The organism is Novosphingobium sp. HNCC26DJ243 (genome assembly GCF_057180545.1).
On record NZ_JBXUGN010000006.1, the window covers coordinates 217,783 to 234,767 of the forward strand.

Here is a 16,985-nt window from a genome sequence, read left to right on the forward strand (position 1 = left end):
CCTCTGCCTCCGCTCAAACTCGCCCGGATATTCTGGGCGCATGGCGGATTGCCAGCCTCGAGCAACCCGGGGCCAATGGGCAGGTGCAGTCCACGCCTTGTTGCGGCCTGCTGACGCTGACGGAAGATGGCCATATGGCGGTGCAGGTCATGCTGCCGGAAAGCGTGATCAACGCCTATTCCCACGGAGGCTACGAAGCCTCCTATGGCACGTTCAAACTGGCACCTGATGGCAAGAGCTTGGTGTTCCATGTTGATGGCGCGCTGGTGCGCGATCTGGTCGGGCGCGATCTGCCCCGCGCGATCCGGATGGAAGGCAATCGCCTTATCATCACCTCCACCAATCCGGCCGAACATTGGCGCGTCGTCTGGCAGCGCCCCTAAAAGGACACACACATGCAAAAGCGTATTCTGGGCCAAGGGCTCGAAGTGTCGGCCATCGGTTATGGCGCGATGGGTATGTCCTCGGTGCACTATGGCCCCGCAGGCGAGCGTTCCGACAATATCGCACTGCTGCGCAAGGCGGTAGAACTGGGGGTGACCTTCTTCGACACCGCCGAAGTTTACGGCCCCTACACCAACGAGGAATTGCTGGGCGAGGCCTTGGCGCCGGTGCGAGATCAAGTGGTGATCGCCACCAAGTTCGGCTTTGACATCGGCTATGCCGGACACACCGGCCATGGCGGCCTCGACAGCCGTCCCGAGCAGATTCGACGCGTGTGCGAAGCTTCGCTCAAGCGTCTGCGTAGCGACGTCATCGACCTGTTCTACCAGCATCGTGTCGACCCGGCTGTGCCCATCGAGGATGTGGCCGGCACAGTGGGCGACCTGATTACCGAGGGCAAAGTGCTCCATTTCGGTCTTTCGGAGGCTGGCGTGGAGACCATCCGCCGCGCTCATGCCGTTATCCCCGTGACGGCGCTGCAAAGCGAATATTCTTTGTGGTATCGCCAGCCTGAGACCCATGTCCTGCCAGTGCTGGACGAATTGGGCATTGGTTTTGTCCCGTTCAGTCCGCTGGGCAAAGGCTTCCTCACCGGAAAGATCGACCCTGCGACGGAGTTCCCCGGCGTCGATATCCGTAATTCCATTCCTCGCTTCGCTCCTGAGGCGCGTGCCGCCAACCAGGCCTTGGTGGATCTGCTTGGCCGAATTGCCGCCCGCCACAATGCCAGCCCCGCGCAGGTAGCGCTGGCATGGCTTCTGGCACAGCGCCCGTCGATCGTGCCCATTCCGGGCACCCGCATGGCCGAACGCCTTGCCGAAAACATCGCGGGTGCGAACCTGACCCTGGCGGCCAGCGACCTTGCCGACATCGAACAGGCGGCCGCAGCTATCGACATTCAGGGCGCCCGCTACCCCGACAACATCGAGGCTATGAGTGAACATTGAACGAAACAAGCACCATTGCCCTCCGCCGGAACTGAACTTGTACCATGTCGGTGGAGAGTTCGCCTCACGGCAGACCAACTTGTCTAACCCGTAGGGCTGCATTTCTCAGATCTGGACGTTCATACGGGCTGATGTGAGCGTCCAGATTTGGTCGTAACCTGCCATTCACTCCACCAACAAAAAACACCAGAAACCTATCGCGCGAACCAGATCACGTGGCGGGCGCCTTTGCCGTTGGCGCGGGCGCGGACTTCTACTTCTTCGACGTCGAAGCCGACGTGTTTGAGGCGTTGGGTGAAGTTGGGGTCTTTGGCCGCGGACCAGATCGCCAGCACGCCGCCGGGGCGCAGGGCGGATTGGGCGGCGCGCAGGCCGCGGGTGGAGTAGAGCTGGTTGTTCTCGCTGCGGACGAGGCCGTCGGGGCCGTTGTCGACATCGAGCAGGATCGCGTCGTAGCCGGTGCCGCCGACATTCAATCCGTTGGCGCGGATCACATCGGCGACGTCGGTCATCACCAGCCGGACGCGCGGATCGTCGAGGCAGCCTGCGGCGACCTCTGCCATGGGCCCGCGTGCCCAGTGGATGATCTCGGGCACCAGTTCGGCCACGGTGACATGGGCGTCGCCCGGCAGCTTGTTCAACGCAGCGCGCAAGGTGAAGCCCATGCCGTAGCCGCCGATCAGCATGGCGGGGCGGGCAGCCCCGGCGATGCGCGCGCAGCTCAACTCCGCGAGCGCGACTTCCGAGCCGCTCATGCGCGTGCTCATCAGTTCGTTGCGGTCGAGCACGATCATGAAATCGCGATCGTGGCGGTACAGCCGCAGCTCCTCGCCTCCCGGCACCTGGGCGCTTCCAAGCAATTCGCGTGCGATCAAGGGTAAGGCTCCGGTCAGGCGTTGGTCGGCTGGCGTGGAGCATACCACAGGCGCGATGGGAAGAGTGCATTTCCGCCGCGCCCGCTCGATCGCGGTCCGTGCGGGAACCTGTCGGCAGGACGGACCGTTCCAGCGCCGACAGTTTTGGCGGAGAGCGACAATGCGGATGATCCTTCTTTTGGCCAGCGCAACATCGCTGGTGCTGGGCACGCCCGCTCTGGCCCAGGGCAAGGGCAACGGTGGCGGCAATGGCGGCGGTAACGGCGGCGGCGGGCACAAGGAGCATGCCCAGGGCCATGCCGTGAAGGGATCGGGCAAGGCCGAGGCGAGGGCCGACAAGGCCGCACCCGGCAACGATCGCAAAATGGCGAAGGGTCCGGACCGGAAGGACGACCGGTCCTTCGACGGCAAGGGTCCCGACAGGAAGGACAAGGGCGATCGCGTGATCGAACGCGTTGCAGAGCGCGACCGCGGCGCCGGGTCAAACGACGTTCGCATAAAGGTTTCGAAAGGCCGCGATGGGTGGCGTGACAATTCCCGCCTGTTCGTCGACCGGACCTGGGACGGAAAGCGCTATCGCTATGATGACCGGTCCTTCGTCATCCCGACTGCCAGTTGGTGCCCGCCGGGACTGGCGCGCAAGAACAACGGCTGCCTGCCTCCGGGGCAGGTCCGCACGCTCGATCGCTATGACGGCTGGTCGAACTGGTATCCGGTCCGGTACCGCGACGACGGGTACGACTGGCGGACGAGCAATGGCTATCTCTACCGCGTCGGCAATGGCGGGCTGATCGCCACGCTCATTCCGCTGGTGGGCGGGGCCCTGTTCGGTGGCCAGATCTGGCCCGAGCAGTACACCGGATATGAAGCGCCGCAGTATTACGACCGCTATTACGGCTATGGCGGCAGCTACGACTATCGCGTCGCGCAGAATGCGATTTTCGCGGTCGATCCGCGCAATGGCCAGATCGATGGCATCGCGGGCCTCCTCACGGGCGACCGCTGGAGCGTCGGCCAGCGCATTCCTGCGGGCTACGATGTCTATAACGTCCCGCTCGACTACCGTGATCGCTATGTCGACCGGGAGGACGCCTATTACCGCTACAGCGATGGCTACGTCTACGAAGTGGACCCGACCACGCAGCTGGTGCGGGCCGTGATCGAACTGCTGGTCTGACGCGAAAAACAGGGGAGTAAAATAATGGCACGTTGGACAATGGCGATCGTGGTCGCCGCTCTTACGCTGGGAGCCTGCGACAAGGGCGACGAGGCATCGCCCGCTGCATCGGCGACCAGCGGCGATCCGGCGGCGAGCAGCCCGCTGGCCCAATCGCTCGACAAGGTGGACGACCTTTCGTCAACCGCGAAACTGGTCAAGGCGGCGGGGCTCGACAAGACCTTCGGCGGGGTCGGCAGCTATACCATGTTCGCGCCGACCAATGCCGCGATTGCGGCCATGCCCGAAAGCGAGAGGACCGCGCTCGAGAGCGAGTCCGGCCGGGCGCAGCTTGTCGCCCTGTTGAGCAGCCATGTCTCGCCGGGCTACATGAGCCAGGCCGATCTCGACACTGCGCTGGCCCGCGCAGGGGGCACGATCACTGTCGCCAGCGTCGGCGCGGCGCCGATCAAGGTCCGCAAGGAAGGCGACATGATTCGCCTGGGCGATGGCGAGGATGCGCCGCGGATCGTCGGACGACCGATTGTCGCTACCAACGGGGTGATCTTCCCCATCGATCGGGTTCTTCCAACTCCCTAAGCCAGCGTGCACGTACGGATTGCGTGGCAATGTTCTCGGGGCTTGCGCAAATTAAGTGATCGGTTAAGATCTCGAAAACCGCAGCGAAAAGCTGCATGACTCGAGAGGGCCTGCCGGTGCATTTGCATCCCAAGTACCATTCGGCGCGCAATCCACAGCGACCGGCGATCATCATGGGCGGCAGCGGCAAGGTCGTGACCTATGCCGAGCTTGAGGCGTCGTCCAACCGCTTTGCCCAGGCGATGCGCGCGCGGGGCCTGCAAGTCGGCGATACCATCGCGCTGTGTTTCGAGAATTCGGCAGACCTGTTCACCGTGACGTGGGGCGCGCAGCGTGCGGGTCTGGTCTATGTGGCGGTTTCGAACCGGCTGGCTGCGCCGGAGATTGCCTATATCGCGCGCGACAGCGGCAGTCGCCTGATCGTGGGATCGGCGGCGACGGCAGGCCTGCTCGACGAAGTGGCCGCGCTTGCGCCCGAAATCCCGCACTTGCGCTTTGGCGGGAGCGGGGCGCAATCGCTCGACGACGTGCTGGCGGCCATGCCCGACACACCGATTGCGGACGAGCGCGCCGGGTGCGACATGCTCTATTCCTCGGGCACGACCGGCAAGCCCAAGGGCGTGCGCATTCCCTTGCCCGAGGACCCCGAGATCGGCGGGGTCAATTCGCTGATCGGGCTGGCCAGCCAGGCCTTCGGCATTACCGGCGATGCCGTCTATCTCTCGCCCGCGCCCCTCTATCACGCGGCACCGCTGCGCTGGTCGATGACCGTCCACCGGCTGGGCGGCACCGTGGTTGTCATGGAGAAGTTCGATCCCGAACAGGCCCTGGCCCTGATCGAGCGCTTCAAGGTGACCGACAGCCAGTGGGTGCCCACGCACTTCATCCGCATGCTCAAGCTGCCCGAGGAAGTCCGCACCCGCCACGACATCTCGAGCCTGAAATGCGCGATCCATGCCGCAGCGCCGTGTCCGGTACCGATCAAGCAGGCGATGATCGACTGGTGGGGGCCGGTGATCCGCGAATACTATGCCGGGACGGAGGGCAACGGGTTCACCTATATCTCTGCCGAGGAGTGGCTGCAGCGGCCCGGCTCGGTCGGGCGGGCGCTGCTCGGCACGATCCGCATCTGCGACGAAAGCGGAGACGTGGTTCCGGCGCGGAGCGAGGGCCAGGTGTTCTTCGAAGGCGGCAGCCCGTTCAGCTACCACAACGATCCCGACAAGACGCGCGATGCCACCAACAAGCATGGCTGGACCAGCCTTGGCGATGTGGGCTGGGTGGACGAGGACGGCTTCCTGTACCTGACCGACCGCAAGAGCTTCATGATCATATCGGGCGGCGTGAACATCTACCCGCAGGAGATCGAGAACCTGCTGGTTACGCATCCCAAGGTGGCCGACGTTGCCGTGATCGGCGCGCCCGACCCGGACATGGGCGAACGCGTGGTCGCGATCGTCCAGCCGCGCGACATGGCCGAGGCCGGGCCTGCGCTGGCGACGGAACTCACCGAATGGCTCGCGCCGCAGCTTTCGCGCATGAAGATGCCGCGCCAGATCGATTTCCGGCCTGAGTTGCCGCGCGAGCCGACCGGCAAGCTGTTCAAGCGCCTGTTGCGCGATGAATATCGCCAGAAGGCGCAGGACGGCACCACAGCTTGACCCGGGCGCAGCGCGTACCGCCGCTGCCGCCTGCTTTCACAAGGACGAGCGGCAGCGCGCTTTCAGCCTTCCATCGCCTCGAGCTCCTTGCCCTTGGTCTCGTTGACCGAACGGGCGACGAACACGAGCGAGATTCCTGCGAACACGGTGTAGGCGGTATATGTCACCGGCAGGCCGATGTTGCTGGCCATCCACGGGAAGCTGGAACTGACCGCGAAATTGGCCAGCCACTGTGCCGCGCCCGCCACGGCAAGCGCTGACCCGCGCATCTGGTTGGGGAACATCTCGCCCAGCATGACCCACATCACCGGGCCCCAGCTCATGTTGAAGAACACCACGTAGATATTGGCAGCGTAAAGCGCGATCGTGCCGACGCCTTCAGGCAGCACCAGCGCGCCATCGGCCCCGGTCGTCGCCTGCGCAAAGCACCAGGCCAGGATGCCGAGCGTGACGGTCATCCCCGCAGAGCCGATCAGCAGCAGTGGCTTGCGCCCGATCTTGTCGACAAGTCCGATGGAGACGAGGCAGGCCGCGATCGAGACGACGCCCGAGAGAATGTTGATCTTGAGCGCGTCGGCCTCGGAGAAGCCCACCGCCTGCCACAGCACCGCGCCATAATAGAACACGACGTTGATGCCGACGAGCTGCTGGAACACGGCAAGGCCGATGCCGACCCAGACGATCGGACGCCAGCCGCCGCCGGGCTTGGCGATGTCGGCAAGGCTTGGCTGGTGATCGCTGGCCAGCGAGGCGCGGATCTCGGCGAGCTTGATATCGGCGGTGTCGGTGCCGAACAGCCGCCCGAGAACGCTGCGGGCTTCGTCGTGGCGGCCCTTTGCGACGAGGAAGCGCGGGCTTTCGGGGATCAGCATGAGCGTGACGAGGAATAGCAGCGCAGGCACGGCCTGGACCCAGAACATCCAGCGCCAGGCGGGGTAGCCGCCCCAGAACGCGCCGAGCGACGAACCCGCAGCGCCCGCCAGCCAGTAGTTCGCGAGGAACGCGCCGGTAAGCCCCGAGATGATCATCACCTGCTGCGCGCTCGAAAGGCGGCCGCGGATGTGCGCCGGCGTCACCTCGGAAATATAGGCCGGAGAAAGCACGCTGGCCGCGCCCACGGCCGCACCGGCAATGAAGCGCGCAAAGGCAAGGATCAGGGCCGATGGTGCAGCGCCCGAGGCCAGCGCCGACACCAGAAACAGGGCAGCGGCCATCATCATCACCGCGCGACGGCCCCAGATGTCGGCGAACCGCCCGGCAAGGAACGCGCCGAGCGCGCAACCCGGCAGCAGGGCGCTGACGGTAAGGCCGAGTTCCGCCTCGCCCAGCCCGAAGGCGTGCTTGAGCCCGTCCTGCGTCCCGTTGATCGCCCCTGAATCATAGCCGAACATGAAGCCGCCGATCGTGGCGACAGCAACGATCAGGCCGATGAAGCCCATGTTGCTACTGGTCTGCGTTTGTCCTGACATCCTTCTCCCCTTCCCTTTGCGGGTTATCGTGAAACCGGCGCCGGTCCGTCGGAACCGCGCAGAATCAAATGGTAATCGAGCCGCTCGTGCTGCGGCTGGAACGACTCGCCCCGGCGCAGCGATTCGACCAGCAGGCGCACGGCGGACTGGGCCATCGCGGTCACCGGCTGGCGCACCGTGGTCAGTTCGGGCCAGGTCGCGGTCGCCATGGCGGTATCGTCGAAACCGGCGACCGAAAGATCGCGCGGCACCTCGAGGCCCAGCCGATGTGCGGCCGAGACGCTGGCGGCCGCCATGTCGTCATTGCTGGCGAAGAGCGCAGTGGGCCGTTGGGCAAGCGACAGCAGATGCCCGGCCGCAACAAGCCCGGAGCGATAGGTGAAATCGCCCTGCGCAACGAGTTCGGGATCGAGCGCGATGCCTGCCTGCGCGAGAGCCGCCTCGTAGCCCGCCCGCCGCAGGGCGCTGGCGGTCTGGTTGGGGTGGCCGGCGATGAAGCCGATGCGCCGATGGCCAAGGCCGATCAGACGCGTGGTCATGGCGCAGGCAGCCGCCCGGTCGTCAATGGTCACGGCATGGCCTGCCGTGGCGGGCGCGCCGGTGGCGATCCGGGCGAGCGCCAGTCCTTCAGCCTCGAGCGCGGCGATCACGCCTGCATCGTCGCACAAGGGGGGCGGCAACAGCACGGCATCGATGCGATGCTTGCGCAGGCGCGCGACGAGATCGCGGGTCTCCTCGGGCGGATCGTGCTGTTCGACCACGATCATCGCGTCGCTTGCCGTGGCCTGCGCAAGGCAGCCCATCAGCACCTCGCTGAGATAGGCCGCGCTGGGGTTGGCGTGGATCAGGGCGATGCGGGTCTGCCGGGCTCCGGCAAGGCTGCGCGCCGCCGGATTGGGGATGTAGCCGAGCGCCGCAATCGCCTGTTCGACTTTTTCGCGAGTGGTCTTGGCGACGTTCGCATCGCAGTTCGTGACGCGGCTGACGGTCATGGCCGAAACGCCCGCCGCGCGCGCCACGTCAGCCACGGTCACGCCTGCGCCGACACGCCGCCTGGATTGTCTGGGCTGATTGGGAACGTTCACGGACACCATCGTCCCTCCTTGCTAGCGGCTTGCGCCAGCAGGTCAAACAGGCTCTTGCCATCACCGCCATGTTAGCGCTAACTTCAATAGTGGAGACGGAAGCGGGAAGACGCAAGCATGTATCTGGGAATCGATGTCGGCACGTCGGGTGTGAAGGCCGTGCTGCTGGACGAAGGCGGCACGCTTGCAGCGCAGGCGACTGCGCCACTCGACGTCAGCCGGCCCCATCCGATGTGGTCGGAGCAGGATCCGGATTCGTGGGTACAGGCAACCGAGCGCGCCGTGATGGCGCTCCCGCCAGACTTGCGCGCCGCCACAAGGGCTATCGGCCTTGCCGGCCAGATGCACGGCGCGACGCTGCTCGGCGCGGACGACAGGCCGCTGCGGCCGGCCATCCTGTGGAACGATGGTCGCAGCTTTGCCGAATGCGCCGAAGTGGAAACGACCGAGCCGCGCACTCGCACGATCACCGGCAACATCGCCATGCCCGGTTTCACCGCGCCAAAGCTCGCGTGGCTGCGCAAGGCCGAGCCGGAGACCTTCGCGCAGGTTCGCACCGTGCTTCTGCCCAAGGATTATGTGCGGCTGTGCCTGACCGGGGACAAGGCGTCCGACATGGCCGACAGCGCGGGCACGCTGTGGCTGGACTGCGCGGCGCGCGACTGGTCGGACGCGATGCTGGAGGCGACGGGTCTTGCGCGTGCGCAGATGCCGCGCCTTTACGAAGGAACCGTGCCGACCGGCGTTCTTTCGGCAGACGTTGCGGCGCGCTGGGGCATGGGCCGCGTGCCCGTGGCCGCAGGCGGTGGTGACAATGTCGCAGGTGCCGTGGGCGTCGGCGTGATCAATGATGGCGATGCGCTGCTCTCGCTCGGCACTTCGGGCGTGATCTTCGTGGCGACACGCGACTTTCGCCCCAATCCGGCGCGCGCGGTCCATGCCTTCTGCCATAGCCTGCCCGCCATGTGGCACCAGATGAGCGTGCACCTGTCCGCCGCGAGTTGCCTCGACTGGGCGGCGCGCCTTGCCAGCGTGGACGTACCGGGCCTGCTCGCCCTGGCAGAACAGGCCGGGCCTGCCAGCGGGCCGGAACTGTTCCTGCCCTATCTCTCGGGCGAGCGCACCCCGCACAACGATCCTGCTGTGCGCGGCGCATTCCTCCGGCTCGGCAACGACACCGGGCCGGAGCATCTGGCGGCGGCCGTGCTCGAGGGCGTGGCGTTCGCCCATGCCGACGGGCTCGACGCCCTGCGCGAGGCGGGCACCGAAGTTTCGGCTCTCAGCGTTATCGGCGGTGGTGCGAGGTCGCGGCACTGGGGGCGTATTATCGCCTCGGTGCTGGGCGTGCGGCTCGATTATCTCGAAGGCGGCGAAGTCGGCCCGGCACTTGGCGCGGCACGGCTGGCACAGATCGCGGCGACCGGTGCCGAACCGGCCGATGTCTGCACGCGCCCACCGCTCGCCCACTCGATCGAACCTGACGTCGATCTCGCTGATCGCCTTGCCCCCAAGCTTGCCGCCTTCCGCGCCGCCTATGGTGCCGTCCGTCGTCTTTGAAAGGGAACCTGATGTCCGCCGACTATTTCGCCGATTTCGCCACGGTCCGCTACGAAGGGCCGGACAGCGACAACGACCTTGCCTATCGCTGGTACGACAAGGACCGCGTAATCCTGGGCAAGCGCATGGAGGACCATCTGCGCTTTGCCGTGTGCATGTGGCACACGTTCTGCTGGCCGGGCAGCGACGTGTTTGGCGCGGGCACATTCGTCCGTCCCTGGCTGCAAGGCCCGATGGACGCGACCAATGCTGCCGCCAAGCGCGAGGCCGCCCTCGCCTTCGTCGAGAAGCTCGACGTGCCGTTCTACTGCTTCCACGATGTCGACGTGATGGCCGAAGCCGAAAGCATCGGCGATTTCCGCAAGAGCTTTGCCGAGGCGGTCGATCATCTAGAGGAACTGCAGGGCCGCCACGGCCGCAAACTGCTGTGGGGCACGGCGAACCTTTTCGGTCATCCGCGCTACATGGCAGGTGCTGCGACCAATCCGGACCCCGAGGTCTTCGCCTGGGCCGCAAGCCAGGTGCGTGACGCGCTGGAGGCCACGCACCGTCTTGGCGGCGCGAATTATGTGCTGTGGGGCGGGCGCGAGGGCTACGATACCATCCTCAACACCGAGATCGGGATCGAGCAGGAGAACTTCGGGCGGTTCCTGCAACTGGTGGTCGATCACAAGCATCGCATCGGATTTGCGGGCACGATCCTGATCGAACCCAAGCCGCACGAGCCGACCAAGCACCAGTACGATTTCGACACCCAGACGGTCTACGGCTTCCTCAAGCGCTTCGGCCTCGAGAACGAGGTCAAGGTCAACATCGAGGCCAATCACGCCACGCTTTCGGGTCATACTTTCGAACACGAACTGGCGATGGCCCGCGCTCTCGGCATTCTGGGCTCTATCGACGCGAACCGCGGCGACCACCAGAACGGCTGGGACACCGATCAATTCCCCAACTCGGTCGAGGAACTGACGCTGGCGCTGCTGGAACTGGTGCGTGCCGGCGGCTTCACCGACGGGGGCTTCAACTTCGATGCCAAGGTGCGGCGCCAGTCGATCGATGCGGCGGACCTGTTCCACGGGCACATCGGCGGCATCGACACGATCGCCCACGCGCTGATCAAGGCCGCCGCACTGATCGAGGACGGCAGGCTCGATGCCTTCCGCGCCGCGCGCTATGCCGGATGGCAGGGTGACCTTGGTCGCGCCATCCACGCACCCGACGCCTCGCTTGGCAGCATTGCCGATGTTGCCGTGGCGCGTGATCTGGCGCCGGTGCGCAAGTCGGGCCGTCAGGAATGGTGCGAAAACCTGATCAATCGGATCTGATCGCCATCGCCATCGCAACGAGAAAGGGCCGGGGAAGCGCTGCTGCTTCCCCGGCCCTTTCCGTTTCAATCGATCATGACAAGCGTCAGATCGTGCCGGCCTTCAGGAACTCTGCCGCGTGGTGGGCGGCGCGGGCCGACAGGGCCATGTAGGTCAGCGACGGATTCTGGCATCCGCCCGAAGCCATGGCTGCACCGTCGGTGACGAACAGGTTCGGCACGTCGTGAGCCTGGTTGTACTTGTTGAGCACCGAGGTCCTGGGGTCCTTGCCCATCGTTGCGGTGCCCATCTCGTGAATGCCAAGGCCCGGGGGCACAAGCTTGTCACGCACCATGAAGATCTCGCCGCCGGCTGCCTCGACCAGCGCCTTGCCGTCGTCAAGAATGGCGCGCGACATCTTCTTCTCGTTCTCGCCATGCGCGCAATCGATGTGGACGAGCGGGATGCCCCACTGGTCCACCTTCGAGGCGTGCAGCGTTACGCGGTTGTTCGGGTCGGGCAGCATCTCGCCGAAACCGCTGAAGAAGGCAAACCAATCGCCCGGGTGACGGACGCGCGCCTTGAGCTCCTCGCCCACGCCGGGCGCCGATCCCGCATTCGTCCGCCAGCTCTGGCGCTGGACAGAGCCTTGGAAGCCATAGCCGCGCACGAAGTCCGCATTGTCCGTCTTGCCCGGAAGGTTGCGATAGCGCGGGATGTACAGCCCGTTCGGGCGACGTCCCTTGTAGACGGTATCGGGCCCCGGCATGCGCGCCGCAAAGCCGAGCCCGTAGAGGTGATCGGTAAGGTTGCGGCCGACCATGTCCGAGGAATTGGCCAGACCGCGCGGGTGCGCTTCGCTCTTCGAATTGAGCAGGATCTGCGCGGTAGGAATGGTCGATGCGTTGAGGAAGATGACCTTGGCCTCGTAAACGCGGCCTTCCTTGGTGTTCTGATCAATCACCCGCACGCCGGTGGCCTTGCCGGTCTTGGGGTCGGTGATGATCGAATGCGCGATCGCGTCGGTCACGATCGTGAGATTGCCGGTCGCCTCGGCAGCGGGAAGCGAGGACGAAAGGCTCGAATGGTAGGCGCCCAGCGAACAGCCGCGCTCGCACAGCGAACGGTTCATGCACTGGTTGCGGCCCAGCGCGGTGTGGTGCTCCTTGGGCTCGGTCAGGTGAGCGCAGCGGCCGATGATCACCTTGCGATCGTCATACCGGCTTTCGACCGCGGCCTTGAACGCCTTTTCCCCGTCGTTCATGGCCATCGCGGGCAGGAACTTGCCGTCAGGCAGCTGGGCCAGGCCTTCCTGCGAACCCGATACCCCGATGAACTCCTCGACATGGTCGTACCACGGCGCGAGATCGGCGTAGCGGATCGGCCAGTCGGCCCCGTGGCCGTCACGCGCATTGGATTCGAAATCCATCTCGGACATGCGGTAGGTCTGGCGTCCCCACATGATCGAGCGCCCGCCGAGATGATAGCCGCGGATCCACCAGAACGGCTTGTCCTCGGGCATCGAATAGGGATGCTCGCTGTCCTTGACCCAGTACTGCTTCGTGGCGGTGGACACGGCATAGCAGTTGCGCTGGATCTGGTAGTCGCGCGCCAGCTCTTCTTCGGGAATGCCGCCCGCATTGGGCACCTGCCAGGGCTGCATCCAGTCGGAATAGGACGTGCCGTGTTCCAGCTTGCGGCCACGCTCGATGACCAGCGTCTTGAGCCCGCGCTCACACAGTTCCTTGGCAGCGATGCCGCCGCTCATACCCGAGCCGATGACGATTGCGTCAAACATGTTTCTCTCCCCTGGCGAGCTTAAAAGAACGACATGCCGGCCCAGGCACGCGTCTGGGCTGTCATGGGGATGGAAGGCTCGAACGGGCCGGGGGCATGTTCGTAGCGCAGCTCGACGGTCGCGCCGGGTTCCGAGTTGTAATAAAGTATCACGAAGAGATCGCGCATGCGCTTGTAGTCTGGCGCGGCGAAGTTCGCGGCATCGTAGGCCTTGAGAACGGCGTTCTTCTGCTTGGCAGTCAGCTTGGCAAAGGGCTTGCCCGCCTCGGCACGCGCCGCCGCATCGATGGCGTCGAGCCGGCCAAGGAAGGCCGTCTTGGTGTCAGGAGCAGCCCAGTTCGCCAGCATGGCCGCAAACAGACCCGGCACCCCGACATCGGCAGCGCCGGGCGTATCCGTGCGCGGGATATAGCTTTCCGCCACGGCCGCGATCAATTGCATCCGTTCCTTGGACAACGCGGGCGCGGCGGGAGCGGCAAGCGCCCCTGCAGGAAGCGCCGCGACGCCCAGAAGGCCGGCAAGGGCGCCGAGAAAATTGCGCCTCTCCAAAGGCAATGACTGCATTTCCACCTCTCCCGACCGATTCGCTGTTGCGTCTTTGCCGCGTTCCGGCAACTATCCTCGACAAAAGGTATGGGATCGAGGGGCTGAAATTGTCAACGCTGTCACTAAAAATTCGCCTGTTCGCCATGATGGCGCTTCAGTTGGCGGTCTGGGGCGCCTGGGCGCCCAAGCTGTTCCCCTACATGGGCATGCTGGGATTCAGCGCCGGCCAGCAAGGCCTGGTCGGCACTTGCTGGGGGATCGCCTCGGTCATCGGGATCTTCTTCTCGAATCAGTTCGCCGATCGCAGCTTCTCGGCTGAGCGGTTTCTGGCGGGCAGTCACCTGATCGGCGGCCTCGCCCTGCTCGGCGTGGCCTTCAGCCAGAGCTTCGTACCGTTCTTCGCCTGTTACATGATCTACAGCCTGGTCTACGTGCCCACGCTGTCGGTGACCAACACCGTGGCCTTCACCCATTTGCCCAACCCGGCCGAATTCGGCTCGGTCCGTTCGGGCGGCACGGTCGGCTGGATCATGGCGAGCTGGCCCTTCGTTTTCATTCTGGGCGCGCATGCCGACGCTTCGCAGGTCCGCTCGATCTTCATCGTCGCGGCGGTGATCTCCTTCGTAATGGCGGCCTTCTCGCTAACCCTGCCCCACACCCCGCCCAAGACCGGGGGCGATGTCGACAAGCTGGCATGGCGCCGGGCATTCAGCCTGCTGAAAAAGCCGGTGGTCGCCGTGCTATTCCTCGTCACTTTCATCGATTCGGTCGTGCACAATGGCTACTTCGTGCTGTCGGACGCATTCCTCACCAACCGCGTGGGGATCGCAGGCAATCTCTCGATGGTGGTGCTGAGCCTGGGCCAGGTGGCCGAGATCCTTACCATGCTCGTGCTTGGCACGGTCCTGGCCCGGCTTGGATGGCGCTGGACGATGATCGTCGGAATCCTCGGCCACGCGGCGCGATTCCTTGCGTTCTCTTTCCTGGCCGACAGCATTCCTGCGATCATCGCGGTCCAGCTGCTGCACGGAATCTGCTACGCGTTCTTCTTCGCCACGGTCTACATCTTCGTTGACGAGGCCTTCCCCAAGGACGTCCGCTCATCGGCGCAGGGGCTGTTCAACCTGCTGATCCTGGGCGTGGGCAACATGGTGGCAAGCTTTGCCTTTCCCGCCATCGTCGCGGCTTTGACGGGGCCGGACGGCAAGGTCGATTACACCACCGTCTTCCTCGTTCCGGCAGGCCTTGCCGCACTCGGCGCGCTGCTTCTGCTCGTTGCCTTCCGACCTGACACCCATGGGCCCGCCAAGGGCGTGGAGATCGCCTGATGCACACCACCAAGATTGACCGCCGCTCGCTCCTCGCCGCACTTGGCGCTGCGGGCACTCTCGCAGTGACCGGGACAGAAGCCCTTGCCCGGTCGATGCGCGGCAAGCCCTTCTTCCAGCGCATCGGCAAGCCGATCGGGCTCCAGCTCTATGCACTGGGCGACATGCCGACGAAGGACCTTGATGGAACCTTGGCAAAGCTCGCCGCAATCGGCCTTACCGACATCGAGCTGCCCAACTTCTACAATCGATCGCCTGCGGACCTTCGCGCCGCAGCCGACAAGGCGGGCGTGCGTTTCTCCTCGATCCACATGAACATGCCTGGCCCTTTCACCGGCGGCGCGCTCAATCTGATGAGCCCTGCCCAGCAGATTGCCGATGGCCTGAACGCATTGGGCATCTACCAGGTGTTCCTGCCGCTGTGCCCCCTGCCCGAAGGATTCTCGATCCCCGAAGGCGTGAACCCGCAAGTGGCCATCGGTGATGCCCTGCGCGCCGCCGGTGCCGACCACTGGAAGCGCACTGCCGCGCTGTTGAACGAGCGCGCCGCGGCGCTGCGCCCGTTCGGGATCAAGCTCGGCTATCACAATCACAACATGGAATTCGCCCCGCTCGATGGCGGGACGACTGGCTGGGACATCCTGATGAAGGAAACCGATCCCTCGCTCGTCAACTTCGAACTGGACCTTGGCTGGACTTCGGCCGCGGGCCTCGATCCCGCAGCCGAACTCGCCAGGCTGAAGGGCCGGGTCAAGGCTGTCCACGTCAAGGACGTCAAGGCCACCACCAAGACCAACTACGTGATGAGCCAGGACCCGACCGAAGTGGGCTCGGGCAGGTTGCAGTGGGCAAAGATCCTGCCCGCCGCGCTAGCTGCCGGTGTCGAGCACTTCTACGTCGAGCAGGAGCCACCGTTCACGATGGACCGCCTCGCGGCCGTCACCAAGAGCCACGCGTTCCTGTCGCGATTCGTCGCCTGACGCAAACTTCAAAGTCTGAACAAGGAGAGGGGGAGTCAAAAGGCTCCCCTTTTTCGCGTCTGCTGACCTGCGAGTCAGTTGCGCAAAAAAGAAAGGCTGGCCCGAAGGCCAGCCCTTGAAAGTTTGGGAGAGGATGCCTGAAAGGCCTCACCTATTTGCGATTCCTGGCGCCATCCCGCAAGTGCGAAGGACGGCAAAGCAATTGCGTATTTTGCAATTATAGCCCTGGCATCACCCAATTGACGGAGTTGACGTAGTAACTTGGACTGGCCGCACCTGCCGCATCCCGAGCGGGTGAGAATCGCGCCCTCCTGATCAGGAGTTTGCACGTATGCTCGATAAACTCCGGGGAACTGATGGCCGTCTGAATCTTGCAGGCGGACGGCGCGCCAGTGGCGTCGACCATGAGACGGAAGGCGATTGTCGCGCTGCGTCCCCCACGTAATGCAGAGCCGGGGTAGTCGTCGCTTCTCAGCCAGCTTGCCGGATTCTGACTGGGGACGGGACGCGACGTGAGCGCGGCTTGCTGCTCGGGATCAAGGCCCCAGAGCTTGACGAGATCGGAGGTGCACGTCGCCAGCGTCGCAAGCGCCTTCGGCAGAGGTCCGATGTGCAGGACAAGCAGCTTGCCGCCTCTGGCCACTTTGAAATGCTCGATCGACTTCAGTTGATCTGGCGTTGGCGGGGCTCCTGCACTCATATCTTCGTTGCTTTGGCGATTAAGCAGATCGAGCGGATTGAGGACGAGCATGGGCTGCTTGTCGGCTCCGGTGGTGCCGGGCAATGCGCTCCCAACCGGTACGAGTTTTTCCTTTTCCCCGAAAGCTGCGCTGACGCCAGTGCGCGGTCCGATCAGAGCCTTTACCGGCGGGCCCGAAATCGTCGGCCGGAATTTGCTGACGGGTGACGTTTGGTCGAATGACAGGATGATTCTGGATTCGCCTTCACCAAACGCTCTTGCAAGCCGACAGTTGTCGTCTTCGTAAACGACATGCCATTTCGTGCTGGGTTCGAGAACCACAGGCTCTTTCGCCAGACCTTGCATCGAGGACAGGCACGCCGCAGCGCACACACTCCAGACTACGGATCGTTTCATGGATTCGATGGCTATCGTCCGACATCTGCAGGCACAAGAGCGATCAATCCAGCGGCACAACAAAGAAGGCCCCGCATTGCTGCGAGGCCTTTTCTGGCTTGCGCAAGGCTGCTGGTGTTTACAGCTTGCCCGTGAGTTCG

General features: G+C 64.6%; 15 protein-coding genes. 9 read left to right on the forward strand and 6 right to left on the reverse strand.

Annotated features, from left to right (window positions below; all coding sequences use genetic code 11):
• Positions 1-83 precede the first annotated feature (83 nt).
• Together AC2A04_RS16260 and AC2A04_RS16265 are read left to right on the forward strand one after the other, a co-directional pair.
• On the forward strand, positions 84-383 hold the full coding sequence (locus AC2A04_RS16260; RefSeq protein WP_484213402.1) for a lipocalin-like domain-containing protein: 300 nt from the start codon (positions 84-86) through the stop codon (positions 381-383).
• 12 nt (positions 384-395) lie between these two features.
• A complete protein-coding gene (locus AC2A04_RS16265; protein ID WP_484213403.1) occupies positions 396-1,391 on the forward strand; it encodes an aldo/keto reductase in 996 nt (331 codons plus the stop codon).
• A gap of 194 nt (positions 1,392-1,585) precedes the next feature.
• On the opposite strand, the gene AC2A04_RS16270 is transcribed toward AC2A04_RS16265, so the two are convergent.
• Positions 1,586-2,266, reverse strand: coding sequence for a spermidine synthase (locus tag AC2A04_RS16270; protein ID WP_484213404.1), 681 nt, complete (start codon positions 2,264-2,266; stop codon positions 1,586-1,588).
• A gap of 160 nt (positions 2,267-2,426) precedes the next feature.
• Here AC2A04_RS16270 and AC2A04_RS16275 point away from each other — a divergent pair, with 160 nt between their 5' ends.
• The 3 genes from AC2A04_RS16275 (at position 2,427) to AC2A04_RS16285 (ending at position 5,683) form a co-directional block, all read left to right on the forward strand.
• Positions 2,427-3,443, forward strand: coding sequence for a hypothetical protein (locus AC2A04_RS16275; protein ID WP_484213405.1), 1,017 nt, complete (start codon positions 2,427-2,429; stop codon positions 3,441-3,443).
• A 24-nt stretch (positions 3,444-3,467) separates the two neighbouring features.
• Positions 3,468-4,022 carry a fasciclin domain-containing protein gene (locus tag AC2A04_RS16280; protein ID WP_484213406.1) on the forward strand — a complete coding sequence of 185 codons (555 nt, stop codon included), beginning with the start codon at positions 3,468-3,470 and terminating at the stop codon, positions 4,020-4,022.
• A 95-nt stretch (positions 4,023-4,117) separates the two neighbouring features.
• Complete coding sequence (locus AC2A04_RS16285; RefSeq protein ID WP_484213407.1) at positions 4,118-5,683, forward strand: acyl-CoA synthetase; 1,566 nt, start codon at positions 4,118-4,120, stop codon at positions 5,681-5,683.
• 62 nt (positions 5,684-5,745) lie between these two features.
• Here the strand turns inward: AC2A04_RS16285 and AC2A04_RS16290 are convergent, their stop codons facing one another.
• Together AC2A04_RS16290 and AC2A04_RS16295 are read right to left on the reverse strand one after the other, a co-directional pair.
• Positions 5,746-7,152 (reverse strand): sugar porter family MFS transporter, encoded by a 1,407-nt coding sequence (locus AC2A04_RS16290; RefSeq protein WP_484213408.1) that lies wholly within the window; start codon positions 7,150-7,152, stop codon positions 5,746-5,748.
• A gap of 23 nt (positions 7,153-7,175) precedes the next feature.
• Complete coding sequence (locus AC2A04_RS16295) at positions 7,176-8,243, reverse strand: LacI family DNA-binding transcriptional regulator (RefSeq protein WP_484213409.1); 1,068 nt, start codon at positions 8,241-8,243, stop codon at positions 7,176-7,178.
• 111 nt (positions 8,244-8,354) lie between these two features.
• On the opposite strand from AC2A04_RS16295, the gene xylB reads away from it, so the two are divergent.
• Both xylB and xylA read left to right on the forward strand, forming a co-directional pair.
• Positions 8,355-9,794 carry a xylulokinase gene (gene xylB, locus AC2A04_RS16300; RefSeq protein ID WP_484213410.1) on the forward strand — a complete coding sequence of 480 codons (1,440 nt, stop codon included), beginning with the start codon at positions 8,355-8,357 and terminating at the stop codon, positions 9,792-9,794.
• Between the two features lie 11 nt (positions 9,795-9,805).
• The gene (gene xylA / locus AC2A04_RS16305; RefSeq protein WP_484213411.1) at positions 9,806-11,119 is read left to right on the forward strand and encodes a xylose isomerase; all 1,314 of its coding nucleotides are present in this window, start codon (positions 9,806-9,808) and stop codon (positions 11,117-11,119) included.
• 85 nt (positions 11,120-11,204) lie between these two features.
• On the opposite strand, the gene AC2A04_RS16310 is transcribed toward xylA, so the two are convergent.
• Complete coding sequence (locus AC2A04_RS16310; protein ID WP_484213412.1) at positions 11,205-12,896, reverse strand: GMC oxidoreductase; 1,692 nt, start codon at positions 12,894-12,896, stop codon at positions 11,205-11,207.
• A gap of 20 nt (positions 12,897-12,916) precedes the next feature.
• Positions 12,917-13,459 carry a gluconate 2-dehydrogenase subunit 3 family protein gene (locus AC2A04_RS16315; protein WP_484213413.1) on the reverse strand — a complete coding sequence of 181 codons (543 nt, stop codon included), beginning with the start codon at positions 13,457-13,459 and terminating at the stop codon, positions 12,917-12,919.
• A gap of 89 nt (positions 13,460-13,548) precedes the next feature.
• Here AC2A04_RS16315 and AC2A04_RS16320 point away from each other — a divergent pair, with 89 nt between their 5' ends.
• Together AC2A04_RS16320 and AC2A04_RS16325 are read left to right on the forward strand one after the other, a co-directional pair.
• Positions 13,549-14,769 carry an MFS transporter gene (locus tag AC2A04_RS16320; RefSeq protein WP_484213414.1) on the forward strand — a complete coding sequence of 407 codons (1,221 nt, stop codon included), beginning with the start codon at positions 13,549-13,551 and terminating at the stop codon, positions 14,767-14,769.
• Positions 14,769-15,749: a sugar phosphate isomerase/epimerase family protein gene (locus AC2A04_RS16325; RefSeq protein WP_484213415.1), complete on the forward strand. Its 981-nt coding sequence runs from the start codon at positions 14,769-14,771 to the stop codon at positions 15,747-15,749. Before AC2A04_RS16320 ends, AC2A04_RS16325 begins: the two co-directional genes overlap by 1 nt.
• 217 nt (positions 15,750-15,966) lie before the next feature.
• On the opposite strand, the gene AC2A04_RS16330 is transcribed toward AC2A04_RS16325, so the two are convergent.
• Positions 15,967-16,845 (reverse strand): energy transducer TonB, encoded by an 879-nt coding sequence (locus AC2A04_RS16330; RefSeq protein ID WP_484213416.1) that lies wholly within the window; start codon positions 16,843-16,845, stop codon positions 15,967-15,969.
• Positions 16,846-16,985 lie beyond the last annotated feature (140 nt).

Bases quoted from the DNA above. Each gene is read 5' to 3' on its own strand.
- AC2A04_RS16265 (WP_484213403.1), top strand. From the start codon at position 396: ATGCAAAAGCGTATTCTGGGCCAAGGGCTCGAAGTGTCGGCCATCGGT.
- AC2A04_RS16275 (WP_484213405.1), top strand. From the start codon at position 2,427: ATGCGGATGATCCTTCTTTTGGCCAGCGCAACATCGCTGGTGCTGGGC.
- AC2A04_RS16280 (WP_484213406.1), top strand. From the start codon at position 3,468: ATGGCACGTTGGACAATGGCGATCGTGGTCGCCGCTCTTACGCTGGGA.
- AC2A04_RS16285 (WP_484213407.1), top strand. From the start codon at position 4,118: ATGACTCGAGAGGGCCTGCCGGTGCATTTGCATCCCAAGTACCATTCG.
- AC2A04_RS16290 (WP_484213408.1), bottom strand. From the start codon at position 7,152: ATGTCAGGACAAACGCAGACCAGTAGCAACATGGGCTTCATCGGCCTG.
- xylB (WP_484213410.1), top strand. From the start codon at position 8,355: ATGTATCTGGGAATCGATGTCGGCACGTCGGGTGTGAAGGCCGTGCTG.
- xylA (WP_484213411.1), top strand. From the start codon at position 9,806: ATGTCCGCCGACTATTTCGCCGATTTCGCCACGGTCCGCTACGAAGGG.
- AC2A04_RS16310 (WP_484213412.1), bottom strand. From the start codon at position 12,896: ATGTTTGACGCAATCGTCATCGGCTCGGGTATGAGCGGCGGCATCGCT.
- AC2A04_RS16315 (WP_484213413.1), bottom strand. From the start codon at position 13,459: ATGCAGTCATTGCCTTTGGAGAGGCGCAATTTTCTCGGCGCCCTTGCC.
- AC2A04_RS16325 (WP_484213415.1), top strand. From the start codon at position 14,769: ATGCACACCACCAAGATTGACCGCCGCTCGCTCCTCGCCGCACTTGGC.
- AC2A04_RS16330 (WP_484213416.1), bottom strand. From the start codon at position 16,845: ATGAAACGATCCGTAGTCTGGAGTGTGTGCGCTGCGGCGTGCCTGTCC.